This window comes from Achromobacter pulmonis (assembly GCF_002885955.2).
Classification (GTDB): Bacteria; Pseudomonadota; Gammaproteobacteria; order Burkholderiales; family Burkholderiaceae_B; genus Achromobacter; species Achromobacter pulmonis_A.
On record NZ_POQS01000006.1, the window covers coordinates 1 to 25194 of the forward strand.

The 25194-nt window shown below is 68.4% G+C and carries 21 protein-coding genes; 8 read left to right on the forward strand and 13 right to left on the reverse strand.

The window, feature by feature from the left end:
- Positions 1-213: 213 nt before the first annotated feature.
- Both rng and C1I89_RS21510 read left to right on the forward strand, forming a co-directional pair.
- Positions 214-1677: a ribonuclease G gene (rng, locus tag C1I89_RS21505; RefSeq protein WP_102774932.1), complete on the forward strand. Its 1464-nt coding sequence runs from the start codon at positions 214-216 to the stop codon at positions 1675-1677.
- 180 nt (positions 1678-1857) lie between these two features.
- Positions 1858-2559 (forward strand): DUF3053 domain-containing protein, encoded by a 702-nt coding sequence (locus tag C1I89_RS21510; protein ID WP_102774571.1) that lies wholly within the window; start codon positions 1858-1860, stop codon positions 2557-2559.
- Here C1I89_RS21510 and C1I89_RS21515 read toward each other — a convergent pair.
- The 4 genes from C1I89_RS21515 to msbA all read right to left on the reverse strand — a co-directional run bounded on the left by C1I89_RS21515 (position 2556) and on the right by msbA (position 8198).
- On the reverse strand, positions 2556-4034 hold the full coding sequence (locus tag C1I89_RS21515; RefSeq protein WP_102774572.1) for a GGDEF domain-containing protein: 1479 nt from the start codon (positions 4032-4034) through the stop codon (positions 2556-2558). The genes C1I89_RS21510 and C1I89_RS21515 overlap by 4 nt on opposite strands.
- Before the next feature lie 136 nt (positions 4035-4170).
- Positions 4171-4401: a hypothetical protein gene (locus C1I89_RS21520; RefSeq protein ID WP_102774573.1), complete on the reverse strand. Its 231-nt coding sequence runs from the start codon at positions 4399-4401 to the stop codon at positions 4171-4173.
- A 121-nt stretch (positions 4402-4522) separates the two neighbouring features.
- A complete protein-coding gene (locus tag C1I89_RS21525) occupies positions 4523-6328 on the reverse strand; it encodes a monovalent cation:proton antiporter-2 (CPA2) family protein (RefSeq protein WP_102774574.1) in 1806 nt (601 codons plus the stop codon).
- Between the two features lie 94 nt (positions 6329-6422).
- Positions 6423-8198, reverse strand: coding sequence for a lipid A export permease/ATP-binding protein MsbA (gene msbA, locus C1I89_RS21530; protein WP_102774575.1), 1776 nt, complete (start codon positions 8196-8198; stop codon positions 6423-6425).
- 107 nt (positions 8199-8305) lie between these two features.
- Between msbA and C1I89_RS21535 the strand changes: the two genes are divergently transcribed.
- From C1I89_RS21535 to C1I89_RS21545, 3 genes are read left to right on the forward strand one after another with little or no spacing between them, the layout of a single operon-like run.
- The gene (locus C1I89_RS21535) at positions 8306-9274 is read left to right on the forward strand and encodes a glycosyltransferase family 9 protein (protein ID WP_102774576.1); all 969 of its coding nucleotides are present in this window, start codon (positions 8306-8308) and stop codon (positions 9272-9274) included.
- A gap of 15 nt (positions 9275-9289) precedes the next feature.
- Complete coding sequence (locus tag C1I89_RS21540; protein WP_102774577.1) at positions 9290-10054, forward strand: YdcF family protein; 765 nt, start codon at positions 9290-9292, stop codon at positions 10052-10054.
- Positions 10045-10326, forward strand: coding sequence for a YkgJ family cysteine cluster protein (locus C1I89_RS21545; protein WP_102774578.1), 282 nt, complete (start codon positions 10045-10047; stop codon positions 10324-10326). The genes C1I89_RS21540 and C1I89_RS21545 overlap by 10 nt, the downstream gene beginning before the upstream one ends.
- Before the next feature lie 58 nt (positions 10327-10384).
- Here C1I89_RS21545 and C1I89_RS21550 read toward each other — a convergent pair whose 3' ends face one another.
- The gene (locus tag C1I89_RS21550) at positions 10385-11707 is read right to left on the reverse strand and encodes a sigma-54-dependent transcriptional regulator (protein WP_102774579.1); all 1323 of its coding nucleotides are present in this window, start codon (positions 11705-11707) and stop codon (positions 10385-10387) included.
- Positions 11700-13091 carry a sensor histidine kinase gene (locus C1I89_RS21555; protein ID WP_102774580.1) on the reverse strand — a complete coding sequence of 464 codons (1392 nt, stop codon included), beginning with the start codon at positions 13089-13091 and terminating at the stop codon, positions 11700-11702. The genes C1I89_RS21550 and C1I89_RS21555 overlap by 8 nt, the downstream gene beginning before the upstream one ends.
- A gap of 344 nt (positions 13092-13435) precedes the next feature.
- On the opposite strand from C1I89_RS21555, the gene C1I89_RS21560 reads away from it, so the two are divergent.
- The 3 genes from C1I89_RS21560 (at position 13436) to C1I89_RS21570 (ending at position 15971) form a co-directional block, all read left to right on the forward strand.
- On the forward strand, positions 13436-13921 hold the full coding sequence (locus tag C1I89_RS21560; protein ID WP_246842553.1) for a tripartite tricarboxylate transporter TctB family protein: 486 nt from the start codon (positions 13436-13438) through the stop codon (positions 13919-13921).
- A 3-nt stretch (positions 13922-13924) separates the two neighbouring features.
- Positions 13925-15442, forward strand: a complete 1518-nt coding sequence (locus C1I89_RS21565) for a tripartite tricarboxylate transporter permease (protein WP_102774582.1) — start codon at positions 13925-13927, stop codon at positions 15440-15442.
- Between the two features lie 106 nt (positions 15443-15548).
- Positions 15549-15971: a hypothetical protein gene (locus tag C1I89_RS21570; RefSeq protein WP_102774933.1), complete on the forward strand. Its 423-nt coding sequence runs from the start codon at positions 15549-15551 to the stop codon at positions 15969-15971.
- Between the two features lie 14 nt (positions 15972-15985).
- Here the strand turns inward: C1I89_RS21570 and C1I89_RS21575 are convergent, their stop codons facing one another.
- From C1I89_RS21575 to dnaE, 7 genes are all read right to left on the reverse strand, one after another.
- Positions 15986-17134 carry a glycosyltransferase family 4 protein gene (locus tag C1I89_RS21575; protein ID WP_102774583.1) on the reverse strand — a complete coding sequence of 383 codons (1149 nt, stop codon included), beginning with the start codon at positions 17132-17134 and terminating at the stop codon, positions 15986-15988.
- Positions 17109-17834 (reverse strand): polysaccharide deacetylase family protein, encoded by a 726-nt coding sequence (locus C1I89_RS21580; RefSeq protein WP_102774584.1) that lies wholly within the window; start codon positions 17832-17834, stop codon positions 17109-17111. Before C1I89_RS21580 ends, C1I89_RS21575 begins: the two co-directional genes overlap by 26 nt.
- 66 nt (positions 17835-17900) lie before the next feature.
- The gene (locus C1I89_RS21585; protein ID WP_102774585.1) at positions 17901-19010 is read right to left on the reverse strand and encodes a glycosyltransferase; all 1110 of its coding nucleotides are present in this window, start codon (positions 19008-19010) and stop codon (positions 17901-17903) included.
- Positions 19007-19759 carry a glycosyltransferase family 2 protein gene (locus C1I89_RS21590; protein WP_102774586.1) on the reverse strand — a complete coding sequence of 251 codons (753 nt, stop codon included), beginning with the start codon at positions 19757-19759 and terminating at the stop codon, positions 19007-19009. The genes C1I89_RS21585 and C1I89_RS21590 overlap by 4 nt, the downstream gene beginning before the upstream one ends.
- Complete coding sequence (locus C1I89_RS21595) at positions 19756-20604, reverse strand: polysaccharide deacetylase family protein (RefSeq protein WP_102774587.1); 849 nt, start codon at positions 20602-20604, stop codon at positions 19756-19758. The genes C1I89_RS21590 and C1I89_RS21595 overlap by 4 nt, the downstream gene beginning before the upstream one ends.
- A complete protein-coding gene (locus C1I89_RS21600) occupies positions 20601-21701 on the reverse strand; it encodes a glycosyltransferase family 4 protein (RefSeq protein ID WP_102774934.1) in 1101 nt (366 codons plus the stop codon). Before C1I89_RS21600 ends, C1I89_RS21595 begins: the two co-directional genes overlap by 4 nt.
- Positions 21698-25189, reverse strand: a complete 3492-nt coding sequence (gene dnaE / locus C1I89_RS21605; RefSeq protein WP_102774588.1) for a DNA polymerase III subunit alpha — start codon at positions 25187-25189, stop codon at positions 21698-21700. Before dnaE ends, C1I89_RS21600 begins: the two co-directional genes overlap by 4 nt.
- Positions 25190-25194 lie beyond the last annotated feature (5 nt).

Sequence of the window (25194 nt, forward strand, 5' to 3'; positions counted from 1 at the left end):
GTCCGAACTGCGAAGGAGCGAAACTATAGCACAAGTTTCGAACCCGTGTGGCAAGCCCTCGCCCGACGCAGGGATTGCGTTTGCTCCCCTATATATAGGCATGCGGAACCAGGTTCCATTTCGAGCTTGCCTGGGAAATAGGTACGTTTACTATTCGCCATGTACGCTGCATCCAAAATTGGAGACGATTCCCCCATGCCCCCCGCCATCGCCATGAGCGAAGATATCCTGATCAATGTCACGCCTTTCGAGACCCGCGTTGCGCTGGTGGAACAAGGGTCGGTGCAGGAACTCCATGTGGAACGCAGCATCCAGCGCGGCCACGTGGGCAATATCTATCTGGGGCGGGTGGTCCGGGTGTTGCCGGGTATGCAGAGCGCGTTCGTCGATATCGGGCTGGAGCGCGCCGCCTTCATCCATATCGCGGATCTGCGCGAAAACCGCGGCGAACGCAGCCAGGGCCTGACGCCCACGCCCATCGAGAAGCTGCTGTTCGAGGGACAGACCATCATGGTGCAGGTGGTCAAGGACCCCTTGGGCACCAAGGGCGCGCGCCTGTCGACCCAGATCAGCATGGCGGGCCGGATGCTGGTGTATCTGCCCCATGACCCGCACATCGGCATTTCCCAGAAGATCGATGACGAATCCGAACGCATCCAGCTGCGCGAACGGCTGCAGGCCCTGATGCCCGCCGACGAGAAAGGCGGATTCATCGTGCGCACCCAGGCCGAAGGCGCCAACGACGACGAACTGACGGCGGACCTGGAGTACCTGCGCAAGCTCTGGACCAGCGTGCAGGCCGCCGCCCGCAGCCAGCCCGCCCCCGCCCTGCTGCACCAGGACCTCACGCTGGCGCAGCGGGTGCTGCGCGATATGGTGGGGCCGGCGACCGGTTCCATCCTGGTCGATTCCCGCACCACCAGCGCCGCCATGCTCGAATGGGCGCGCATCTACACGCCTTCGGTGGTCGGCCGCATCCAGCACTACAGCGGCGAGCGGCCGCTGTTCGACACGGCCAACGTGGACGAGGAGATCGCCCGCGCGCTGTCGCGCCGGGTCGACCTGAAATCGGGCGGCTATCTCATCATCGACCAGACCGAGGCGCTGACCACCGTGGACGTCAATACCGGCGGCTTCGTGGGCGGGCGCAATTTCGACGACACCATCTTCAAGACCAACCTGGAAGCCGCGCAGGCGATTGCGCGGCAGTTGCGCCTGCGCAACCTGGGCGGCATCGTGATCCTGGACTTCATCGATATGGAAGATCAGGACCATCGCGACACCGTGCTGGCCGAACTGAAGAAGGCGCTGTCGCGCGACCGCACGCGCATGACGGTCAATGGCTTCACGCAATTGGGCCTGGTGGAGATGACCCGCAAACGCACCCGCGATTCGCTGGCGCACCAGCTGTGCGAGCCCTGCCCCATGTGCGAGGCGCGCGGCAACGTGCGCACGCCGCGCACCGTGTGCTACGAAATCCTGCGCGAAATCCTGCGCGAGGCGCGGCAGTTCAACCCCAAGGAATTCCGCATCCTGGCCTCGCAGGACGTGATAGACCTGTTTCTGGAAGAAGAAAGCCAGCACCTGGCGATGCTGGGCGATTTCGTGGGCAAGCGCGTGTCGCTGGAAGTGGAAAGCCGCTACACGCAGGAGCAGTACGACATCATTCTGGTCTAGACCGTTAACAGGTTAGCCGCAGGAATTCACGTCATTGTGTATGAATTATGTTTCTTAAGGCTTCTTTTGAAATGAAGTTTGAAACCAATGGCGACGAAAACCTCCAGCCGATAAGCTGCGGGCGCTTTGCGGGGCAGAACCCGCCTCGCGCCCTTTCTTTTGCTTTCGGAGGTCTATTCGATGAAGTCCCTATTCCGTCCGTTCCTGGTGCTGGCCGCCGCGCTGCCGCTGGTGTTGGCCGCCTGCGGCGACAAGGAGCCTGAACAGCGTGCCGCGTTCACGCAGTTCCTGCAGACTCGCATCGTGGACAAGCCCGGCGTGCGCGTGCCGCAGCTGACGGACGAGGAGAAGAAGTCCTTTGGCGATTACGCCGCCCACTACGCCGTCATCACCGACTTCAACGCCGGCATGGACGCCTCGGTCAAGCCGCTGTCGGGCATCATGCAGAAGGGCTCGGTGCGCTCGCTCAACGATATCGTGGCGCGCCGCGACGACCTGAAGTCAGTGCAGGCCTCGCTCAACGACATGGGCACGGCGCTGCAGGCGGAACAGGCCAAGGCCGACGCCGCGCATGCGAAGCTCAAGCAGCCCGAGGACCTGAAGGCCGTCTACGACAAGGCCTATGAGAAGACCGTGAGCCTGCCGGCCGACACCTTCCGCGACACGCTGCCGCAGCTGAACGCGACCTTCGACGCCAGCCTGAAGATCGCCGACTACGTGGCCGCGCACGCCAAGCAGATCGATATGTCCGGCCCGGTGGTCAAGGTGCAGGACCCCGCCGTGCAGGCCGAGCTGAACAAGCTGCTGCAGGACCTGAACGCGCAGGCCAAGAACGTGCAGCAGGCGCAGACGCGCATGCAGGCCGTGATGATCGGCCGCTAAGCGGCTTCGCCCGCCACCGCCACGCGATTGCGGCCCGCGTGCTTGGCCTGGTAGAGGGCGGCGTCGGCCGCCGCCGCCAGGCCGGCCGCCGATTCGTCCGCCCGCGGGATGGCGGTGGCCACTCCCACGCTGACCGTGACGATGCCGGCCTCGCTCGCCTCGTGCGGCACGCGCAGCCCGGCGATGGTCTGCCGGATGCTTTCGGCGACGGCCGCGGCGCGCTCGCGGCCGGTGTCGGGCAGCAGCACCACGAATTCCTCGCCGCCGTAACGCGCCGCCAGATCGCGCGGCCGCCGCGCTTTCTGCTTGAGCGCCAGCGCCATCACCTTCAGCAGTTCATCGCCTTCCGGATGGCCATAGCGGTCGTTGTAGCGCTTGAAGTGGTCCGCATCCAGGAACAGCAGCGACAGCGGCGTCTGCTCGCGGCGCGCGTCGCGCCATTCGCGCGCCAGGGCCTCGTCGAAGGCGCGGCGGTTGGGCATGCCGGTCAATCCGTCCGTCTGCGCCTGCGCCGCCAGCTGCGCCTCGACCGCCTGCCGCAGGCGCATCTCGCGGCGAAACAGCACGATCAACGCCATCACCGACAGGAACAGCGCGGCGGTGACCGCCACCACCAGCACGGCGCGGCGCGTCCAGGGCTCGAATACTTCGTCCACGTCCATGGCCACGTCGAGGATCAGCGGCGTGTCCTCGATGGCATCGAAGGTATAGAGGCGATTGATGCCGTCCGGCGACAGCACCCCCACGAACGAGCCTTCGCGGCGGACCAGGAACTGCTGGAAATCCGGCGACATGCCGATATTGCTGCCCAGGTCGGACAGGGAATAGGGATTGCGCAGCAGCACCACGCCGTCGTTGCGGAAGATGGTGATCTCGTCGCCCTCGCCGATCGACAGCGCCGCCAGCCGGTCGCGGAAATAGGCCAGGCGCAGCGAACCGCCCACGATGCCGGCGAAGCTGCCGTCCGGATTGGACAGGCGCCGGCTGATGGTGATGCTTTCGTCGCCTTCGCGCAGGCGGCTGTGATAGGGCTTGCTGACATAGAGACCGACGTCGCCGGCGTCGCGATGCACCTGGAAGAAGTCCCGGTCCGCGAAGTTCAGCGTCGGCGGCTCGAGGGAACCGGAGTGGTAGCGGATATTGCCGTCCTTGTCGGTCACCACGATGGCGCCCAGGTACTCGGCCGTGGACGAGCGGTCGAACAGGAAGCGTTGGCGCGTGGCCCGCGCAAGGTTCTCCAGGCCGGGTTCGGCCAGGCGCTCCATCACGCCTTGCAGCGACAGGTCGTAGAACTGCACCGTGCGGCTGATGTCGGCCGACAGCACGCCGGTGATGTTGCGCGCCGACACGCGCGCGGCCTCCCAGGTGTCGCGCCGGTCGATCCAGAGCAGCGCCACGGACGCGGCGCAGATTCCGGCCGCGAGCAGCACCGCCAGGGCGTACAGCGCGCGATGTAGAAACCTGCGTGACTTCAAATACGGCGCTCCTACGCAAGGGAGGTCGGGATGTCGCAGCTCATGCGCACGGGCGACTCACGCCGCCGATGATGCCGACACCCGGCCCGGGACGCAAGATCCCGGCCGTAAAAAAGGGACGCAGCACATGCAATCGTCAGGACGCCGCCGGCGCGCCGATGCGGAACGGAAATGCCTTGGCGCCCCGCGCCCTGTCGGTCTCGCGGTGCGCGCCGATCGACCACGCGGGCCCGGCGCCGCCGGTCTGCGACAGCAGACGGCGCATGGATCCGGCGGAAAACCCGCAATGCAAGGCCAGCGCCTGGCGGCGCGCCAGTTCTACGCCGACGGCGTGCGGCGTCGTGGAAATCCGATCCGATTGCAGCATGGCATTCCCCTGGCAAACGCGCTTCATGATCGAAGCGTCTGTGCGGATTAATCTACCGCACTCGCCCGCGCTTGCGCATGAAATGATGCGTAACGTAACGCATATAAAAGGAAATAGTGATTCATGCCGTGGGCGTGGACGGGGCGGCGCCGGTTTCGCGGTCGGGTTTGTCGTTGCGGCCGTCGGCCGGCGCGCTCATGTTGCCGTACAGCAGCGAGCGGCCGGCGAACAGGCCGCCGGCCACTTCCAGCTCGAAGCGGTCGGTGTCGCGCCTGCGCACGTCCTGGACCACCTCGGCGGCCTCGTCGGGCGGCACCCCGACCGCCCGCAGCGCGGCCTCGCCGAAGACCAGCGCCGATTCCAGGGTCTCGCGCACCTGGTAATCCACCCCCTCCTTGGCCAGCGCCAGCGAATGGATACGGTCGTAGGCGCGCACCACCACCTTCACCAGCGGGAATTCCGCCTTGACCAGCTTGACCATGTGGCTGATCGAGACCGGGTTGTCGATGCAGATCAGGATGACCTGGGCGTTCTCCGCGCCCGCGGTGCGCAGCATGTCGACCCGGGTGCCGTCGCCGTAGTACACCTTGACGCCCCATTTGGCGGCCGCCCGGATGGCGTCGGTGTCGGTGTCCAGGATGGACACCTTGAGGCCGCGCGCCAGCATGGCCTGGGTCACGATCTGGCCGAAGCGCCCGAAACCCACGATCAGCACGCAGCCGTCCAGGTCCTTGGCCACGTCCACGCCTTCCATGGACGGCGCCGGCTTGGGCAGCAGCCAGCGCAGCGCCAGCACGCACAAGGGCGTCAAGGCCATGGAGATGATGACGACCGCCGTCAGCACGGCGCCGGTATGCGCGTCGAAGATGCCGGCCGCGGCCGCCGCCCCGTACAGCACGAAGGCGAATTCGCCGCCCTGGGCCAGCAGGGCGCTGCGGGTGACCGCCTCGGCGTGGCTGGCGCGCAGGGCCCGCGCCACCGCGTACACGCCCAGCGACTTCACCAGCATGAAGACCGCCACCGCCGCCAAGATCAGGGGCCATTCGCGCGCCACGGCGGCCAGGTCCAGCGACATGCCCACGCCCAGGAAGAACAGCCCCAGCAGGATGCCGCGGAACGGCTCGATCTCGGCCTCGAGCTGGTGGCGGAAGGTGGATTCCGAGAGCAGCACCCCGGCCAGGAAGGCGCCCATGGCCATGGACAGCCCGCCCAGTTCCATGAGCAGCGCCGCCCCCAGCACCACCAGGAGCGCGGCCGCGGTCATGACTTCGCGCGCGTGCGCGGCCGCCAGCAGGCGGAACAGCGGATTGAGCAGCCAGCGGCCCGCCGCCAGCAGCGCCAGGATGCAGCCCATGGCGATGGCCGCCTGCAGCCACGGGTCGCCCTGCTCGGCGCCGCCGGCCGGCGCCAGCAGGCTGGCCAGGGCCAGCAGCGGCACGATGGCCAGGTCTTCGAGCAGCAGGATGGACACGATGCGCTGGCCCTGCGCGCTGGCGGTCTCGCCGCGCTCGCCCAGGATCTGCATGACGATGGCGGTGGACGACAGCACGAAGCCCATCGCCGCCATGAAGGCGGCCGGCCCGGACAGCCCGGCCAGCAGGCCGACGCCGGTCAGCAGCGCGCCGCAGGCCAGCACCTGCGCCACGCCCAGGCCGAAGATTTCGCCGCGCAGCTTCCACAGGCGCGAGGGCTGCATTTCCAGCCCGATGATGAAGAGGAACATGACCACGCCGAGTTCGGCGACGTGGAGGATGGATTTGGGATCGGAGAAAAAGCCCAGCCCGAACGGGCCGATCACCAGGCCGGCGGCCAGGTAGCCCAGGACGGAGCCCAGGCCCAGCCGCTTGAACAAGGGAACCGCCACCACGGCAGCCCCCAACAGGACGACGACGTTGACGAGCTGATTGCCGTCGGAAGGCAGGGACATGGAGCGCTCCTGGGTGTACCTAGCGGCAATTTTCCGGCTATCCCGCGGATTGGCAATCCGGAAATGCGACAGGAAGCGAACGCCCCCTGCCGCTTCAGTCTTCCCGGAACTGCATCTTGTAGAGCGAGGCGTACAGGCCGTTGGCCGCCAGCAGCTCGGCGTGCGCGCCCTGCTCCACGATCTTGCCGGCGTCCAGCACGATGATGCGGTCGGCGTTCTGCACCGTCGACAGGCGGTGGGCGATGACCAGCGTGGTGCGGCCCTTCATGAGGCGCTCCAGCGAAGCCTGGACCTGGCGCTCGGATTCGTTGTCGAGGGCGGAGGTGGCCTCGTCCAGGATCAGGATGGGCGCGTTCTTGATCAGCGCCCGGGCGATCGCCAGGCGCTGGCGCTGGCCGCCCGACAGGCGCGCGGCGTTCTCGCCCACCGGCGTGTTCAGGCCCTGCGGCAGGCCTTCGACGAACTCCAGCAGGTTGGCGGCCGCGAGGGCGTCGCGCACCTTCTGTTCGCTGGAGTTGCCCAGCGCGCCGTAGCCGACGTTGGCGGCGATGGAGTCGTCGAACAGCACCACGTCCTGGCTGACCAGCGACAGGTGCGAACGCAGGCTGCGCAGCGTCAGCTCGCCGATGGGCACGTCGTCGACCAGGATCTGGCCGCTGTCGGCCAGCACGAAGCGCGGCAGCATGTTGACCAGCGTGGTCTTGCCGCTGCCCGAGCGCCCCACCAGGGCCACGGTCTGGCCGGGTTCGACCACGAAGGACACGTCGTTGACGGTGTCGCGGTCGGCATCCGGGAAGCGGTGCGACACGGCGCGGAACTCGACCTTGCCGCGCACCGGCTCGGCCAGGGTGCGGGTGCCGGTATCGCCTTCGGGCGTCTGGTCGATCAGGGTGAACACGCTTTCGGCCGACACCAGCATCTTCTGCATGCGCGCGGCCACGTTGGTCAGGCGCTTGATGGGGTCGAAGATCTGGGCCAGCGCGGCCATGAACGAGGCGAAGCTGCCGACGGTGAGCGCGCCGCTGTTGGCCTGGCTCAGCGCCACCGCGATGACCGCGCCGACCGAGATCGAAATGCAGACCTGGGTCAGCGGCGTCAGCGCGGCGTCGGCCGTGGCGGTGCGCATGGCGAAGCGGCGCAGGCGGCGGTTGACGAAGTCGAAGCGTCCGCGCTCGACCTCGTAGCCGTCGAACAGCTTGATGACGCGCTGGCCGTCGATGCCCTCGCCGACCACGCGGGTCAGCTCGGCGTTCATGTTGACGGTTTCGCGGTTGATGCGGCGCAGGCGCTGGATGAAGAAGCGCGAGATCAGCACCGAGACGGGCAGCATGATCAGGATGATGAGCGTCAGCACCCAGGACATGTACAGCAGCACGCAGATCAGCGCGACCACCACCAGGGTCTCGCGCACCAGCACCGTGATGACGTCGGTGGCGTAGCCGGTGACGTTGCCGGCGTCGATGGTGAAGCGGTTGAGCAGGCGGCCGGTGTCGCCCTGCTTGAAATCGGCGTCCGGCAGGCCCAGCAGGCGCTCGAACATGTCGCGCCGCATGCCCAGCAGCACGTTGTTGGCGACCCACGCCAGCAGGTAGTCGCTGAAGAAGTTGCAGATGCCGCGCAGCAGGATCAGGCCGATCACCGCCAGCGGCAGCGCCCAGACGTAGTAGGGCTTGGCCCCCGAAAAGCCGCCGTCGAGCAAGGGCTTCATGATGACGGCCAGGACGGGCTGGGTGGCGGCCGCGCCCGCCATCAGCAGGATGGCCAGCAGCAAGCCCTTCCAGTAAGAGCCCACGCGGCTGTAGATCCGCCTCCAGAGTTCGGCTTTGACAGGCTGGGAGCCCGCGGGCGCATGGCGTGCGGCAGAATTCAAAGGGATCACTCGCTTTTATACAATTGTGGCGAGAATTGTACCGGCTGCGCGCACACGCGCCGCCGGTTGCGCCCCGCTTAGCCCTAACGCGCCCTGTGCGCCCCTCCATGTCCGATATCAGTTGTTTGTACGTCCGGCTGCCCAATTGGGTGGGCGATGTCTGCATGAGCCTGCCCAGCCTGCGCGCCCTGCACGCCAGCGGGCTGCCCCTGGTGATCTGCGCCCGCCCGTGGGCGCGCGACCTGCTCGACGGGGTGGCCAAGCAGGATTTCATCCCGATGCGGGGCAAGGTCGGCCCCGACCGCGCCGCCGTCAGCGCCCACCGGCGCGCCCTGGGCGCCCAGGGCCGGCATGCCCGCGGCCTGCTGCTGCCGGATTCGCTGTCCAGCGCCCTGGTGTTCCGGCTGGCCGGCCTGCCCTCGGCGGGCTACCGCGACGACGGCCGCAGCTTCCTGCTGCGCTGGCCGGTGACCAAGCCCGACGACTCCCTGCACGCGGTCCAGTCCTGGCATTACCTGACCCGCGAGGCCCTGAAGCGCTGGGGCCTGCCCGCCGGCCCGGCCGATCCCGGCCCGACCCTGGACCTGCCCCTGACCGCCGCGCACCGCGAGGCCGCCGCCCAGGCCCTGGAAGCCGCCGGGCTGGCCGGCCGCCGCTTCGTCCTGATCGCGCCCACCGCCACCGGCCTGCACAAGGGCAGGATCAAGGTCTGGCCGGGATTCGATACACTTACCCGCGCCCTCCAGGCCGAGGGCCATACCGTGGTAATGTGCCCCCCTCCGGCCGAAACCGAGGAGGCCCGGCGCAATGCCCCGACGGCGCAATTGCTGCCGCCGCTTTCCCTGGGCGCCTTCGCGGCGCTGACGGCCAGCGCGGCGTTGGTGATTTGCAACGATTCGGGCGTGTCCCACGTCGCCGCGGCCGCCGCCGCGCGGGAGCTGACCCTGTTCGGCGTGACCCGGCCGGGACGCACCGGCCCGTGGTCGCCGCGGGCGGTCTGCCTCGGCACGGACAACGCCTGGCCGTCGGTCGAGCAAGCCGTGCAGCAAGCCACAAGCCTGCTGCACGAGACGTAGTAATCAGGACTGTAAATGCCTCTTTCGAGTTATCTCGCGAATCTGATCATCCCCGCCAACCTGTGCATGGCCCTGGTCGCCGTGGGCCTGGTGCTGGGCCTGTTCCGGCTGCGCAAGACCGGCGGCGCGCTGATCGCGGCCGGCCTGCTGTGGGCGCTGGCCTGGTCGCTGCCGGCGACCTCGCTATGGCTGGGCGGCGCGCTGGAATCCCGCTACCCGCACCTGCCGCCCGAGCAATCCCCCACCGCCGACGCCATCGTGGTGCTGGGCGGCAACACCGCCAACGGCCGCGCCAACTGGTTCCTGCCCTACGACAAAAGCACGGCCATCGTGCGCATCGACACGGCCGCCGAACTCTATCTGGCCGGCCGCGCGCCCAAGGTGCTGCTGTCCGGCGGCGCGCTCGAGGGCGACGTGAGCGAAGCCCGCGGCATGGCCCACAACATCCGCCAGCAGGGCGTGCCGGAATCGGCGCTGATCCTGGAGAACTCCAGCCGCACCACCTACGAGAACGCCGCGCTCACCGAAGACAAGCTCAAGGCCCGCGGCATCGGCAAGATCCTGCTGGTGACCTCGGCGCTGCACATGCCGCGCGCCATGGCGGCCTTCTCCAAGCAGGGCGTGCAGGCCATCGCCGCCCCCACCCCGCCGCAGATCGTGGCGCCGGCCGACGGCTCGCTGCCGCTGTGGCTGCCCGACCAGCGCACCTTCGACGCCAGCCGCTCCATCATCAAGGAATACGCGGGCCTGTTCGTCTACTGGCTGCGCGGATGGGTCTGAGCGCGGCCCCGCTGGACTGCCGGCCCGGCTGCGGCGCCTGCTGCATCGCGCCGTCCATCACCCGCCCGATTCCCGGCATGCCCCAGGGCAAGCCGGCCGGCGTGCCCTGCGTCCAGCTGCTGCCGGACATGCGCTGCGCCATCTTCGGCCAGCCGTCGCGCCCGGATTTCTGCGGCGGCCTGCAGCCCCAGGCGGAGATGTGCGGCGCCGATCGAGAGCATGCGATCCGTTGGCTGGGGGAGTTGGAGCGGGCGACCCGGCCGGGGGGGTGATGGGTTTCGCGCGCTGAACAGTGGGTTCTTGTTCAGGAAATCTCGCGCTGCACCCAGCCTACGGTTCCTCCGTTTCCGCGTCCCGGGACGCTCGCGTGCGGAGTTTCTTCCAGAGCGTGGTTCTGGATATTCCCAGCCGTTTCGCCGCCAGGCCCATATGCCCGCCCGACTCGGAGATGGCCTGCTGGATGGCGCGCTGTTCGGCGTCCAGGCGGGTGACGGCCAGCACCGGGCTCTCGTCATTGAGTTTTCTTTCGGGAAACAGGTCGCTGGCCGACAGCGTGCGGCGGTCGGCCATGACGATGGCGCGGGCGATACGGTTGCGCATTTCGCGGATGTTGCCGGGCCAGTCGTGGGCGGCCAGGGCGGCGAGCGCGTCGTCGGCGAGCCGGACGTCGGCGGCGTTCTGTTCGCCCAGGATGGCCTGGGCCAGCGCGGCGAGCGCGCCCGGACGGTTTCTCAGCGGCGGCAGCGCGACGCGAGCGACGGCCAGCCGGTAGAACAGGTCGGCGCGCATGGCGCCCTGCGCCAGCGCCGCGTCGAGATCGCCGCAGGTGCTGGCCAGGATGCGGCAGTCGGCCCGGCGGCTGCCGGATTCGCCCAGCGGCCGGTATTCCCCGTTTTCCAGCACCCGCAGCAGGACGGCCTGCGCCTTGGGGCTGAGTTCGGCGATCTCGTCCAGATACAGCGTGCCGCCCGAGGCCTGCGAAAACAGGCCCTCGCGGGCCGCGCTGGCGCCGCTGAACGCGCCTCTGGCATGGCCGAACAGCTCGCTTTCGACCAGGTCGGAGGCCAGGGCGGCGCAATTGACGGCGACGAACGGCCCCGCGGCCTGCGCGGAGCGCCAGTGGCAATAGCGGGCCGCGCGGTCCTTGCCGGCGCCGGTTTCGCCTTCGAACAGTATCGGCAGCGCGCTCGGGGCCAGGCGTTCGAGTTCCTGCGCCAGCGCCGCGGTCGAATGGTCCAGGGCGAACGGGTTCTCCAATACCTGCGCGCCGGCGCTGTCGGGCTGCGCGGCCAGCACCGCGCGGATGCGCGCGATCAGCGTGTCGGCGTCGTACGGCTTGGTCAGGTAATCGTTGGCGCCGGCCGCGACCAGGCGCACGGCCTGGGCGATATCGCCATAGGCGGTCGCGAACACCACGGTGGTCTGCGCCAGGTACGGAATCAGGCGGCGGTACAGGTCCTCGCCCGAGCCGTCCGGCAGGCGGATGTCGGCCAGCACGAACGCCGGCCGGATGCGCGTGCGGCGGAAAATCTCCACGGCCTGCGCGCAGCTCTGCACCCACTGGGCGGCGATGCCTTCGAGCCGCAGGCGCTGCAGCAAGGCGCCGCCCAGCACCATGTCGTCCTCGATCAGCAGAACCTGGATGTCATTCACCACGGGCCTCCGGCGGTAGAAAGGGAAGGCGCACCGAAATGCGCGTGCCGGCGCGATGCCGCGTCACGCGCAGGCGCGCCTGCATGGTTTTGATGAGATCGGCGGACACCCGAAGGCCGATGCCGTCGCCGCCGGCCTGGCCGCCCCGCAAGGCCTGCATGGCGCAGGCGGGCAGGCCGGCGCCGCCGTCGCAAACGTGCAGCGCGAGCGCCTGGCCGCGCGCCCGCGCGCAGACCCGCACCTGCGCACCCGCGGGCGAGGCCGCGATGGCGTTCAGCACCAGGTTGAGCAGCAGCTGGCGCACGGTCGCGGCGGGCAGCGGCAAGGTCGCCGCCGCGTCCATCCCGTCGCAATGCAGCGCGACGCCGACGCCGCGATTGTCCGCCTGCGCGCTGACCAGCAGGCGTATGTCGGCGATGTCCTCGGCGCGCAGCAGCGCTTCGCCGGGGCGGAAGGTGCGCAGGCTCGCGTCGACCACGGCCTGCAGGGCCTGCACGCCGCGCTCGATGAAATCCAGCGACTCGTCGCGCACCTCGCGGCGTTCGCCGAACTGCCTGAGCGTCTGGACCGCGGTGCGCAGGCCGCCCAGCGGATTGCGCACTTCGTGCGCCAGCGCCGCCGACATGCGGCCAAGCACGGCTTCGCGTTCCAGGCGCGCCTGCCTTTGCGCCAGCGCTTCGCGCTCGCGCGCGCTCTGCGCCATCCAGTTGTAGGCCGCGATGAGTTCGGCCAGCTCCGGGTCCGTGGTGCGCAAGGCCATGGTCTGCGGCCGGTCCGCGCGCGCGGCGCGCAGCGCCTGGGTCAGCGAGGTGATGGGCCGCTGCAGGCGCCGCGCCATGCCGTAGCAGACCAGCGCGCCGAGCAGGCTGACGACCAGGCCGACCAGCACCAGCTCCAGGGCCAGCTCGGCGCGCTGCCGCTGGAAGTCGCCGACGTCCAGGTTGGCGACGAGGCTGCCGAGCTGCGGCCGTTCGGCGTCGAGCAGCCGCCAGGTCCACACGCCATTGGCGCCGGCGCCGAGCAAGGCGCCCGCGGGCTGCGCGATCGAGGCCAGCGGCACCGGCTCGACTTCCGGATAGCGGGCGACGTGGGCAAGCACGCGCTGGCCGGGGGCCACGACGGCGAGCGTCCTGTCGACCACGCCCAGGTGCGTGTCCAGCGCGCGGTTGAGCACCTCCACCATCTGGTCCGCGTCATTGGCCAGCACCGCCGGCAGGACCGCCGCCGAGAGTCCGTCCAGATACACCTGGCCGAGATTGTCGATCTGGCGGTCGAACTGGCGCGACAGGCCATGCAGGGCCAGCGAGATGAGCGCGGCCGAGATCACGAGAAAAAGCAGCGAGACCGCGAGCGGAATTCTGGTGGTGAGCGGCAGGCGAAGCATGGCGGGCGGCGGCGAACGACGAAACAGGGATTATGCCGCGCCCGCAATGGCCCTTGGACATGCAAGTTTTGGCAAGCGGGACGGCGCCCGGCAAATCCCGTGCCAGCAGCGGCGCCGGCCCGTGCGCGGGCCGTGCTTGTTCACTTTCGCGAACATCGCGATGTTCACGATGTTCACGGGCGGCAACACGGCGTCGCGCCCCGCTTTCCCATTCATGGTTATCCCGGATTTTTCCGTCTGTTTGCTGAAAGCGAATTGGAAGCCGGTCTTCCTAAAGTGCCGACTACTCGGGCATGCACGGCTGCACGCCGGAGCATGTCGTCAACAAAAAAGGGGAGCACGCCGTGGGCAGCACCATATTTTCCAGAAAGCGCGATCTGTGGGGAGGCGCGTTCATCGCGCTCTGCGGCGCGCTGACCATACTCGAAGCCACTTCATACAGCATCGGCGAACTGGCCCGCATGGGGCCGGGATACTTTCCATTCCTGGTGGGATGTTTCCTGGTCGCGCTGGGCTTGCTGATTCCGCTCGCGCCCGATCCCGACGAGCTCCAGGAAGACCTGGTCAACGACCATCTGCCGCAGCCGGCGCGGCGCGACCGTATCCGCGGCATGGCATGCATCGCCGCCGGCATCGCGCTGTTCATCGTGCTGGGCAGCTACCTGGGCTTTCTGCCGGCCACGTTCGCGCTGGTGTTCGTCTCGGCGATGGGAGACACGTCGAACTCGGTCAAATCGGCCGCCATACTGGCCACGGCGATGACGGTCTTCGGCGCCATCGTGTTTTCCTGGGGGCTGCAGCTGCAGTTCCCGATGCTGCGCTGGGGTTGAGCCATGGATCTATTCGACAACGTATTGCAAGGGTTTTCCGTCGCCTTTCAGTGGAACAACCTGCTGTGGTCCCTGTTCGGCGTGTTCATGGGCAACATGATCGGCGTGCTGCCGGGCATGGGCGTGCTCGCCGCCATTTCCATCCTGCTGCCGCTCACTTACGCCATGACGCCGGTCGCGGCGCTCATGATGCTGGCCGGCATCTATTACGGCGCGCAGTACGGCGGCGGCATCACCTGCATACTGCTGAACCTGCCGGGCACGCCTTCGCACGCCGTCACCTGTCTGGACGGCAACCCGCTGGCGCGCAAGGGCAAATCGGGATCGGCCCTGTTCATGCTGGTCATGGCTTCCTTCGTCGGCGCCAGCGCCGGCATCATGGTCATGATCCTGTTCTCGCCGCTGCTGGTCGAAGTGGCTTTCAAGTTCGGGCCGGCCGAGTATTTCTCGATGATGATGCTGGGCCTGTTCGCCGGCGCGACGCTGGCCAAGGGGTCCGCGGTCAAGGGCGTGGCCATGGTGTTCCTGGGCCTGCTGCTGGGCGTGGTGGGCACCGACGTCAACACCGGCACCATCCGCTACGCTTTCAACGTGATCGAACTGAGCGACGGCATACAGCTGGTGGCGCTGGCGATGGGGCTGTTCGGCCTGGCGGACTTCTTCGCCAACGTCAACCGCATCGGCAAGGCGACCACCGTGGGCACCCAGGTCAAGATGTCGGTGCGGCCCGAACCGGGCGACATCCGGCAATCGGCCATGCCGGTGGTGCGCGGCAGCGCCATCGGCGCCGTGCTGGGCATACTTCCCGGCACCGGCGCGACCATCGCCTCGTTCATGTCCTACGCCATCGAGAAGCGCGTGTCCAAGACGCCGCAGCGCTTCGGCAACGGCGCCATCGAAGGGATCGCGGGACCGGAAGCGGCGAACAACTCGGCCGCGCAGACCAGCTTCATTCCCACCATGAGCCTGGGGATTCCGGGCGACTCCGTCATGGCGCTGATGCTGGGCGCGCTGATCATCCACGGCATACAGCCCGGCCCGCAGATGGTGACCGAGCACGCCGACCTGTTCTGGGGCCTGATCGCCAGCTTCTGGATCGGCAACGTGCTGCTGGTGGTCATGAACCTGCCGCTGATCGGCATGTGGGCGCGCCTGTTGAAGGTGCCGTACAAGTACCTGTTTCCGTCGGCGCTGTTCTTCGTGTGCGTCGGGGTGTACAGCACCAACAACGCGCTCTTCGACGTGGGCATGGTGCTTGCCCTGGGCCTGGTCGGCTATCTGTTCCTCAAGCTGCGCTTCTCCCCTGCCCCCCTGCTGCTGGGCTTCGTGCTCGGGCCGATGGTCGAGGAGAATTTCCGCCGGGCGCTGCTGCTGTCGCGCGGGGACATGGCCATTTTCGTGGACCGCCCCATCAGCGCGGGCTTCATCTATGCCATCGGCGCGCTCGCGGTCTGGCTGATCTTTTCGGCCGTGCGCGACAAGAAGCGGGTGCGCGCGCTGGAGGCGGCGCAGGCCCGCTAGCCTCGGCAGGCCGGCGCGCAAGGGCCTGCCCGGCGCTTGCGCGCCTTGTTCTCGGGAGAAAGTCGTGGGGATTTCCGCCATCGCAAGGCCGCGCGAACAGGTCCTGATGCGCAGATTGCCATTCATCGAGTTCATGGAGCTGCTCGAATTCAGCCATCTGCGCTTCGAGCCGCCCGAGCCCGCCGCGGGCGCCGCGCTGCTCGGCACGCTGGAATGGCGCAACGGTCCGCAGCACGACGCCGGCGACGCCTCCGGCATCTATGTCTGCAGCACGCTGGAGGCCCTGCGCGATGCGGTGCTGAGCCCTGAGGCCGCGGAAATCCATATCGACAGCCCGGCGCGCGGCCGCATCCGCCTGCGCGCGATCGCCCGGCATCGTTCCGCCGCCGCCAGGCCGCCCTGCATACGCGTGGACCTGAGCGCCCTGATCCGCCGCGTGCTGGTCCCGGCCGCCGCGCCCGCGCATCTGTACGACCTGGTGCGCCACGTCGTCATGACGCGGCTGTGGATCGAAGTGGCCCGGGTGTAGCCGGGCCGGCCCGTTCACCCGCGCTCGACCAGCACTTTCCGATACAGCGCCTCGTAGCGCGCCGCCACCGCTTCCCAGCTCTGCTCGCAGGCGATCGCCAGGCCGCGTTCGGCCAGCGCGGCGCGCAGCTCGGGTTCGGAACCCAGGCGCTCCAGCGCCTGCGCCAGTTGCGCGCCGTCGCGCGGGTCCTGCAGGATGAGCGCGTCCTTGCCGGCCGACAGGTACTGCGCGAAGCCGCAGTAGGCCGGCGAACTGACCACCACGGGCAGGCCGTGCGACATGGCTTCCAGCGGCGCCATGCCGTAGCTGTCGTTCAGCGTGGGATGGGCGTAGATGTCGGCCGCGCTGAAATAGCGCGCCACGTCGGGCGTGGGATCGATGAGCGTGACGCGGCCTGCGATGGCGCCGGCGGCGCGCACGCGGTCGCGGGTGGGCTGGTCGGCGCCCACCACCAGCAGCCGGTAGCGCGGCGGCAGCTGGCCCAGCGCGTCGAGCAGCGCCGGCAGCCCCTTGCGCAGCGGATTGCGCGCCACCAGCAGGCAGCCGATGGTGTCGGCGTCCCAGCCCAGGCTGGCGCGGGTGTCGTCGCGCCCCTGCTTTTGCTCGGCCGTGGGCAGCTTGACGCCCGGCGCGATGATGTCCACTGGCAGCTGCGGACCGTAGCTGCGGTGCAGCTGCTCCATGATGAGGCCGGACACCGCGACCACGCGGCGCGCCGGCGCCCTGCGCACGCGCAGTTTTTCCAGCAGCAGATAGGTGGCCAGGCGCGGGCTGAGCCAGGCGGCCACGCGCTGCAGCGGCCGGGCGCGGGTCAGGCGGTTGTAGCGCACCGGCGTGACGTGCATGACCTGGATCTCGCCCGCCCAGCCGTTCATATGCGAATGCACGATGTCGTAGCGCCCGCGGGTCAGCCGGTCGGCGCGCCAGGCGAAATACAGCACCCGCATCCAGCTGGGCAGCCAGACCGGAAAGCGCACCGGCAGGAAGGAAAACGGCAGGTCGCTATCGAAGTCGCGCGCCACCACGGAGACGTCGTGGCGCTGGCCGAGCACCCGCATCAGCTCCACGCCATAGGCTTCCGCGCCTCCGAAGCGATTGCCGAAGCGGTCGACCAGCAGCGCGATGCGTAGCCGCCGCTCAGCGGCGCCGGCGGGTGTCTTCATACCGGGTCAGACACTTCTGCAGGAATCGAACGATGTTGGTGGACCGCGCCACCGTCACCCGCGGCAGGCCGTAGGGATCGTCGCTGGCCGCCGCCAGGCCGCGCTGCGTGAGCGTGGCGTTGTCGTAGCCGGCCTCGCGCACCATGGCCCGGTGTTCCGGGCCGTGATCGCCGTAGGGATAGCAGAAGGCGGTGACCGGCGCGCCCAGCGCCTGTTCCAGTTCTTCCTTGGACTGGACGATCTGGCGCCGCGCCTCGTCGGGCGACATTTCGGGCAGATGCACGTGGTCCAGCGTGTGCGAGCCGACCTCGTTGCCGGCCTGCGCCCATTCCCGCATTTCGTTGACGGTCATGAGGGCCGAAAACGGAATGCCTTTTTGCAGGTCCCATACGTTGCCGCCGTCGAACTGGTGCGCCACGAAATAGTTGGTGGCGGTAAAGCCCAGCTCGCTCAGCACCGGCATCGCGTTGTGATGCACGTTGCGGTAGCCGTCGTCGAAGGTGATGCCGAATACCTTGCCCTGGCGCTCGCCGCGCACGTAGGGCATGACGTCCCGCATCGACAGGCCGCGATAGCCCAGCCGGCGCATCCAGCGCATCTGGCGGGCGAAGCTGGCGGGGTGTACCGTCAGCCCGCGATACGGCGTGCCCTTGGGGTTGGGCTCGCCGATCTGGTGGTACATGAGTATGGGGATAGACATAGCCCGGAATTATACGGGGACACCACGGGAAAGAGGACGGGGCAGCGCCGGCTGCCTGGTCCTGTTTTACCCCAAGGCGCGCCGGTAAACATCCAGTGTTGCGTCGGCGAAACGCGCCAGGTTGAAATCGCGCACGGCGGTCTCGCGCGCCCGGGCGCCCATGGCGCGCACGGCTTGCGGGTTGTCCAGCATGAAGCGCAGGCGCGCGGTCATGGCCGGGACGTCGCGCACCGGCACGATCCAGCCGTCCTCGCCGTCGGTGACGTTCTCGGGCAGGCCGCCGACGTCGCTGATCAGGGCCGGCAGACCCAGGCCCATGATTTCGCGGCAGGCGAAGGACAGCGCCTCGCGGTAGGACAGCACGAAGCCGGCGTCGCAGGCCGCCAGCGCCGGCCGCACGTCGTCGAGCAGGCCCGGAAAGCGGACCTGGTCGATCATGCCCAGCTCCCGCACCCGCGCGAGCTTGGCCTCGGAGGGCGGATCGCCGGCCACCATCAGCAGCACCCGCGCGCGGTCGGCCGGCGGCAGCGCCGCGGCCGCAGCCACCAGGTCCAGCCAGCCCTTGTCGTAATCGGTGCCGCCGGAACTGCCCAGCAGCAGCTTGCCCTGCCAGCCCGGCCCGAAGATGCGGTCGCGCAGTTCGTCCAGGCCGGCCGGCTCGGGCGGGGCGAAATAGTCGGTGTCGATGCCGTGGCGGATCGTGGTGATGGGATGCCTGCGGTAGGGCGAGCGCGACATCAGGCCGTGCACGTAGTCGCTGACCGCGATGCTGTGGTCGGTGGCCAGGCGGGCGCGCAGCCAGTTGCCCAGGCTGGTCACCGGGTGGTCGTTGTGCTTGGTGAAGACGATGCGCGGGCGCCGCGGCAGGGCCAGCGTGGCGAACATGACCTGCTTGTGGTCGGCCGAGCCGTTGCAGTGGATGAGGTCGAAACCGCCTTCGCGGATCAGGCGCCGCAGCTGCGCGCGCTCGCCGAAGAGCGCGGCCGGACGGGACGTATATTGCATCGGCACCGCCGTCACGCCGGCGATGGCGCGGGCCTGGCGGTAGAGCCGACTGCCCTCGGGCGTGGCGATCGTGATCTGGTGGCTGCCCGCCAGCGCGCGGGCCAAGTTGATGATGTAGGTCACGTGGCCGCCGCCGTTGCGGCCGTGGAAGTTGGTGTAGAGGATCTTCACTTTTGCTTTTCGGCCAGGAACATCAGCTTCGAATAGCGGAAGAAGCTGCCCGCGGCCGCGGTGACGGCCAGCACCAGGCCGTGCTTGCCGTCGAGAAACCCGCGCCGGATCAGGTAGATCCGCACGAAGGTCCAGAAGCCGTGCCCCAGCGCGCCGAAGACCGACGTGCGCTTGCCCTTGGCGTACATCATGGCGGCGGCGTCCGACGAGTAGCGGTTGACCTTGGTGATGAGGGCCTCCAGGTTGTCGTACGGATAGTGCTGGAAATAGCCGCGCATCCGCAGGGGCTGGCCCTGAGCCGGCACTACCCGCTCGTGGACGGCGGCGTCCGTGAAGCGCGCCGTGCCGCGCTTGAACAGCCGCAGCACGTAGTCGGGCCACCAGCCGCTGTGGCGGATGTCGCGGCCGCAGAAATTCGACAGGCGCGCGATCTCGTAGGCGTCGGCCCGCGGAGCGCGCAGCGCTTCCTGGATTTCCCGGGCCAGCTCCGGCGTCACGCGTTCGTCGGCGTCGATGGACAGTATCCAATCGCCCGTCGCCAGGTCCAGCGCGCGGTTCTTCTGGGGCCCAAAACCCGGCCAGTCCGACGTGATTTCCACGCGCGCGCCCAGCGCCTGCGCCAGTTCCACGGTGCCGTCGGTGCTGCCCGAGTCGACCACGATGAACTCGTCGGCGAAGGCCACGGACTTGAGGCAGGCGGCGATATTGGCCGCTTCGTTCTTGGTGATGATGATGACGGATAGCTTCATCGGCGATTCCTAAGACGCTTTTTCCAGGCCTTCCAGGCATGGAAGCGCGGCCCCCAGAAAGGGTCGCGCGACAGCCAGATGCGCCGGTTCAGCCAGCTTCCGCCCTGGTTGCGCACCGCGAAACGGTAGATGTGCTCGGGGTCTGCGCCAGGCGCGTTCTGGCCGAAAGGGTCGGTAGTGTACAGGTGGCGGAATCCGGCCTGGCGGGCCGCGGCCACGTAGTCGTCGTCGAAATAGCCTTGCGGCCAGCAGAGGTGGTCGCTGACCGAGCCCAGCCGGCGCATCAGCGTGTCGCGCGAGTCCTGCAGTTCCTGGGCGATGCGCGCGCGCTTGGCCTCGATGTCCGCGCCGCAGACCTTGTCCCAGCGGGTGTGGGTGTGGGTATGCGAATGGAATTCGAAGGTGCCGGCGGTCTGCATGGCCTCGATCTCGCTCCAGCGCAGCATGGCCTCGTCGGCCCGCCCCGCCGCCACCAGCTGCTTGCAGGCGTCGTGATCCGGGGTGGCGGGCAAGGGGCCGCCCTGCCCGGCGTGCGGGCGCACCGGGCCGTCGCCGATCCAGCCCGTGATGGTGAAGAGCAGCGCGCGCATGCCGTGGCGCGCCAGCACCGGATGCGCATGCACCCAGTTGTTCAGGTAGCCGTCGTCGAAGGTGATGAGCACCGACCGCTCGGGCGCCTCGCCGCCGGCCAGGTAGGCCGCGAACTGCGCGGCCGACAGCGACTGGTAGCCGGCGCGCGCCAGGCGCGCGATCTGCGCCTCGAATACGTCGGGCGTCGCCGCGATCATGCCGCCGGCCGGCGTGACGTGGTGGTACATCAGCACCGGAACGTTGGGCGCGTTCATCCGGCGCGCTCCGCCAGCCATCGGGTGTAGACGGCCTCGGTGGTTTCGGCCAGGCGCGCGGGCGAGAACACGCCCTCGTCCCAGACCATTCTGCGTCCGGCCTCGCCCATGCGGCGGCGCAGGCCGGCGTCGTCGATCAGGCGCACCAGCGCGGCGCTCAGGGCCTCGGGGTCCTTGGGCGGCACCAGGATGCCGGTCTCGCCGTCGCGGAACATCTCGGACACGCCGCCGACGTCGGTGCCGATGACGGGCAGGCCGCTGGCCTGCGCCTCGACGTACACCGTGCCTGACGCTTCCTGCTGGGTGGCCAGCGCGAACAGGTCGAAGCCGGCCAGCAGGTTGGGCACGTCGCGCCGCATGCCCATTAGGTGGATGCGGTCCTGCAGCCCCAGTTCCACCACATAGGCCTGGGTCTGCTCGAACACGGGCGAGCCGCCGCCGACGAACACCAGGTGCAGCTTGGGGCGGCTGGCCATCAGCGGCGCGATCGCGTCGATCAGGTCCTTGTGGCCCTTGGTGGCGCGCATCACGGCCACACAGCCGACCACGATGTCGTCATCGGCCAGGCCCAGCTCCTCGCGCAGCGTGGAACGCTCGACCGGCGGCGGCAGCACGATGGGCGAATAGACCGTGGCCACTTTCTCGGCAGGCACGCCGCGCTCGATGAGGTGCTGGCGCACGTGGTCGCTGACCGTGGTGACGCGGTGCGGCAGGCGGGTATAGGACCACAGCGAGCCGACCTTGTTGGACAGGTGGCGGGTGCGCACGATGAGCGGGGTGCCGGCCAGCCGGGCCGCGGCCGCGGCGATCACCGTGTCGCGCCGGCTGTGCGTGTTGAGCACGTCGAACCGGCCCTCGCGCAGGATGCCGCGGATGGTGGCCACGCCCTTGATGTAGTTGGCCACGCCGTCCATTTCCAGCGTGTGCACGGCGAAGCCCGCTTCCGACAGGCGTTCGGCCAGCAGCGCCTGGGGCTGGCAGATGGCCTCCATGTGGTGGCCGCGCGCGCGCATGGCGGTCATTTCCTTGAAGATCCGCCCTTCCTGGCCGCCGAAGCTGGTGGCGGCCTCCGAGTGAACAATACGCAGGGGCATCAGTAGGTCACCTCCACCCCGTCGGGCTTGGTCCATTCGTTGAGGTTCGCCAGCAAGGTGTCGGCCATGCGGACGCGCCATTCTTCGCCCAGCCGGACCGTGCACAGGAAATTGTTCTTGGAGTAGACGATGTCCACCGGCACGCCGGGAATGCCGTTCTCGGGCTCGGCGCGGAACGGGTTCAGCATCTGGCGCAGGCGCGCGGCGTCGGCGCTGCCGTTGAGCTTGACGCGCAGCGACTTGGCGCGGGCCTCGCGGGCCAGCTGCAGGTCGTAGAGCTGCTCGGCAACGATGCGCATGCCGCCGGAGTAATCGTCGTTGCTGACCTTGCCCTGCACGATGACGAGCTGGTCTTCGCGCAGGCGGTTGCGGTGCTTTTCGTAGAGTTCGTTGAAGACCGAGATCTCGACCTGCGCGGTGCCGTCGTCGAGCACGGCGAACACCATCTTGCCGCGCCGCGTCATCATGACGCGCACGCTGGCCAGCACGCCGCACATCCATTGCAGGTCGCGCTGCGGCTCGACGCGGGCCAGCTGCATCGGCACGATGCGGCGCACTTCGTCGCGCCAGTGGTCGAACAGGTGGCCGCTGTAGTAGTAGCCCAGCGCGGTCTTTTCCTCGGTGAGCTTTTTGTGCAGGTCCCAGGGCGCGACCTTGGCCAGTTCGCCGGCCACCACGTCGCTGCTGTCGTCGCCGAAGAGCGAGGCCTGGTTGGCGCTGCGCGCGGCCTGCTCGGCCGCTTCCATGGCGGTGGGCACCGAGGCCAGCATGGCCGCGCGGTTGGGCTCGATGGTGTCGAACGCGCCGGCCTTGATCAGCGCTTCGATGGTGCGCCGGTTGACCGCGTGCTTGCTGACGCGGCGGCAGAAATCGAACAGGTTCTGGAACGGGCCGCCTTCCTTGCGCGCGCGCAGGATGTCCTCGACCGCGCCCTGCCCGGTGCCCTTGACCGCCCCCAGGCCGTAGCGCATGGTGCGCGGCGGCTTGCCGTTCTTGGTGTGCTTGTCGGCCACCGGCTCGAAGCGGTAGCCCGAGAAATTGACGTCCGGCGGCAGCACTTCGACGCCGTTTTCCTGGGCGTCGCGGCAGAAGGTCTGGACCTTGTCGGTGTCGTCCATGTCGGAGGACATGGTGGCGGCCAGGAACTCGGTGGGATGGTAGGCCTTGAGCCAGGCCGTCTGGTAGGAAATCAGCGCGTACGCGGCCGAGTGCGACTTGTTGAAGCCGTAGCCCGCGAACTTTTCCATCAGGTCGAACAGCTTGACCGCCAGGTCCGGATCGTGGCCTTTTTCCTTGGCGCCTTTCTCGAACAGTTCGCGGTGCTTGGCCATTTCCTCGGGCTTTTTCTTGCCCATGGCGCGGCGCAGCAGGTCGGCGCCGCCCAGCGAATAGCCGCCGATGATCTGCGAGATCAGCATCACCTGTTCCTGGTAGACGATGACCCCGTAGGTGCTCTTGAGGGTCGCTTCCAGGTCCGGGTGGAAATAGTCCACGGCCGCGCGGCCGTGCTTGCGGTTGACGAAGTCGTCCACCATGCCGGATTCGAGCGGCCCCGGACGGTACAGGGCCAGCATGGCGATGATGTCTTCGAAGGTGTTGGGCCGCAGCTTCTTGAGCAGCTCCTTCATGCCGCGCGATTCCAGCTGGAACACGGCGGTGGTGTTGGCGTCGCACAGGATCTTGTAGGCCGCCGGATCGTCCAGCGCCAGCGCCATCACGTCGAAGTCGCGCTTGTCCTCGTTGAACTGGCGCACGTAGCGCACGGCCCAGTCCAGGATGGTCAGGTTGCGCAGGCCCAGGAAGTCGAACTTCACCAGGCCGGCGGCCTCGACGTCGTCCTTGTCGAACTGCGAGACGGCGCTGTTCTCCTGGCCCGGCTGGCAGTACAGCGGGCAGAAGTCGGTGAGCTTGCCGGGCGCGATCAGCACGCCGCCGGCGTGCATGCCGATGTTGCGGGTCAGGCCTTCGAGCGGCTGGGCCAGGTCGACCAGCGCGCGCACTTCCTCTTCCTGGTCGTAGCGGTCCTTGAAGGCGGGCTCTTCCTTCAGGGTGCGTTCGAGCGACCAGGGGTCCATCGGGTTGAACGGGATCAGCTTGGACAGACCGTCGCAGAACATATAGGGCATGTCCAGCACGCGGCCCGCGTCGCGCACCACGGCCTTGGCGCCCAGCGTGCCGAACGTGGCGATCTGGCTGACGGCGGCGCGGCCGTATTTTTCCTTGACGTAGTCGATGACCCGTTCGCGGTTGTCCTGGCAGAAGTCGATATCGAAGTCGGGCATGGAGACCCGCTCGGGATTCAGGAAGCGCTCGAACAGCAGGTCATAGCGGATCGGGTCCAGGTCGGTGATGCCCAGCGCGTAGGCCACCAGCGAGCCGGCGCCCGAGCCCCGCCCCGGCCCCACCGGCACGCCGTTGTTCTTGCCCCAGTTGATGAAGTCCTGCACGATCAGGAAGTAGCCGGGAAAGCCCATCTGGATGATGGTCTTGCACTCCCAGCGCAGGCGTTCGTAGTACTGCTCGCGCTTGGACTCGCGTTCGGCGTCGTCGGGGAACAGGAAGCGCAGGCGCTTTTCCAGGCCCTCTTCCGACAACTGCACCAGGTAGTCGTCCAGCGACACGCCTTCGGGCGTGGGGAAGTTGGGCAGGCGCGGCTTGCCCAGCACCAGGCTGAGGTTGCAGCGCTTGGCGATTTCCACCGTGTTGGCCAGCGCCGAGGGCACGTCGGCGAAGCGCCGCGCCATTTCCTCGGAGCTGAGCAGGTACTGCTCTTTGCTGAAGCGGCGCACGCGGCGCGGATTGGCCAGGATCTCGCCTTCGGCGATACAGACCCGGGCCTCGTGCGCCTGGAATTCGGATGCATCCAGGAACTGCACCGGATGCGTGGCCACCACCGGCAGGCCGGCCTCGGAGGCAAGCCGCATCGCGGCCTGGGTATAGGCCTCGTCGCCGTCCATGCCGGCGCGCTGCAGTTCGATGTAATAGCTGCCCGGGAACAGGTGCGCCCACTGGCGCGCCAGCGCCAGCGCCGAGACCGCGTTGCCGGCCTCCAGCGCCTGGCCCACGTCGCCCGCGCGCCCGCCCGACAGGGCGATCAGCCCTTCCTGGCCCTGCAGCCATTCGCGCCGGATTTCCGCGCGGCCCTTGCCCTGGTTGGTCAGGAAGGCCTTGGTGAGCAGTTCGCAGAGGTTGAGATACCCCTTGTGGTTGCGCACCAGCAGCAGCAGGCGGAAAGGCTTGGCGGGATCGTCGTCGTTGGACAGCCACACGTCGCAGCCCGCAATGGGCTTGACGCCCGCGCCGCGCGCGCCCTTGTAGAACTTGATCAGGCCGAACAGGTTCGACAGGTCGGTCAGGGCGACGGCGGGCTGGCCCAGCTTGGCCACGCGCTTGATGAGGTCGGGGATGCGCACGATGCCGTCCACGACCGAGAACTCGGAGTGAACGCGCAGATGAACAAATGGGGACGGGTTTGTTACGGCTTCGGACATAGGCG

Coding starts and splice junctions, on each gene's coding strand:
- C1I89_RS21590 (WP_102774586.1), bottom strand. CDS start 19,759: ATGAAGCTATCCGTCATCATCATCACCAAGAACGAAGCGGCCAATATC.
- C1I89_RS21535 (WP_102774576.1), top strand. CDS start 8,306: ATGTCCGATATCAGTTGTTTGTACGTCCGGCTGCCCAATTGGGTGGGC.
- C1I89_RS21545 (WP_102774578.1), top strand. CDS start 10,045: ATGGGTCTGAGCGCGGCCCCGCTGGACTGCCGGCCCGGCTGCGGCGCC.
- C1I89_RS21580 (WP_102774584.1), bottom strand. CDS start 17,834: ATGTCTATCCCCATACTCATGTACCACCAGATCGGCGAGCCCAACCCC.
- C1I89_RS21520 (WP_102774573.1), bottom strand. CDS start 4,401: ATGCTGCAATCGGATCGGATTTCCACGACGCCGCACGCCGTCGGCGTA.
- rng (WP_102774932.1), top strand. CDS start 214: ATGAGCGAAGATATCCTGATCAATGTCACGCCTTTCGAGACCCGCGTT.
- C1I89_RS21525 (WP_102774574.1), bottom strand. CDS start 6,328: ATGTCCCTGCCTTCCGACGGCAATCAGCTCGTCAACGTCGTCGTCCTG.
- C1I89_RS21565 (WP_102774582.1), top strand. CDS start 13,925: ATGGATCTATTCGACAACGTATTGCAAGGGTTTTCCGTCGCCTTTCAG.
- dnaE (WP_102774588.1), bottom strand. CDS start 25,189: ATGTCCGAAGCCGTAACAAACCCGTCCCCATTTGTTCATCTGCGCGTT.
- C1I89_RS21510 (WP_102774571.1), top strand. CDS start 1,858: ATGAAGTCCCTATTCCGTCCGTTCCTGGTGCTGGCCGCCGCGCTGCCG.
- C1I89_RS21575 (WP_102774583.1), bottom strand. CDS start 17,134: ATGAAGACACCCGCCGGCGCCGCTGAGCGGCGGCTACGCATCGCGCTG.
- C1I89_RS21570 (WP_102774933.1), top strand. CDS start 15,549: ATGCGCAGATTGCCATTCATCGAGTTCATGGAGCTGCTCGAATTCAGC.
- C1I89_RS21595 (WP_102774587.1), bottom strand. CDS start 20,604: ATGAACGCGCCCAACGTTCCGGTGCTGATGTACCACCACGTCACGCCG.
- C1I89_RS21555 (WP_102774580.1), bottom strand. CDS start 13,091: ATGCTTCGCCTGCCGCTCACCACCAGAATTCCGCTCGCGGTCTCGCTG.
- C1I89_RS21540 (WP_102774577.1), top strand. CDS start 9,290: ATGCCTCTTTCGAGTTATCTCGCGAATCTGATCATCCCCGCCAACCTG.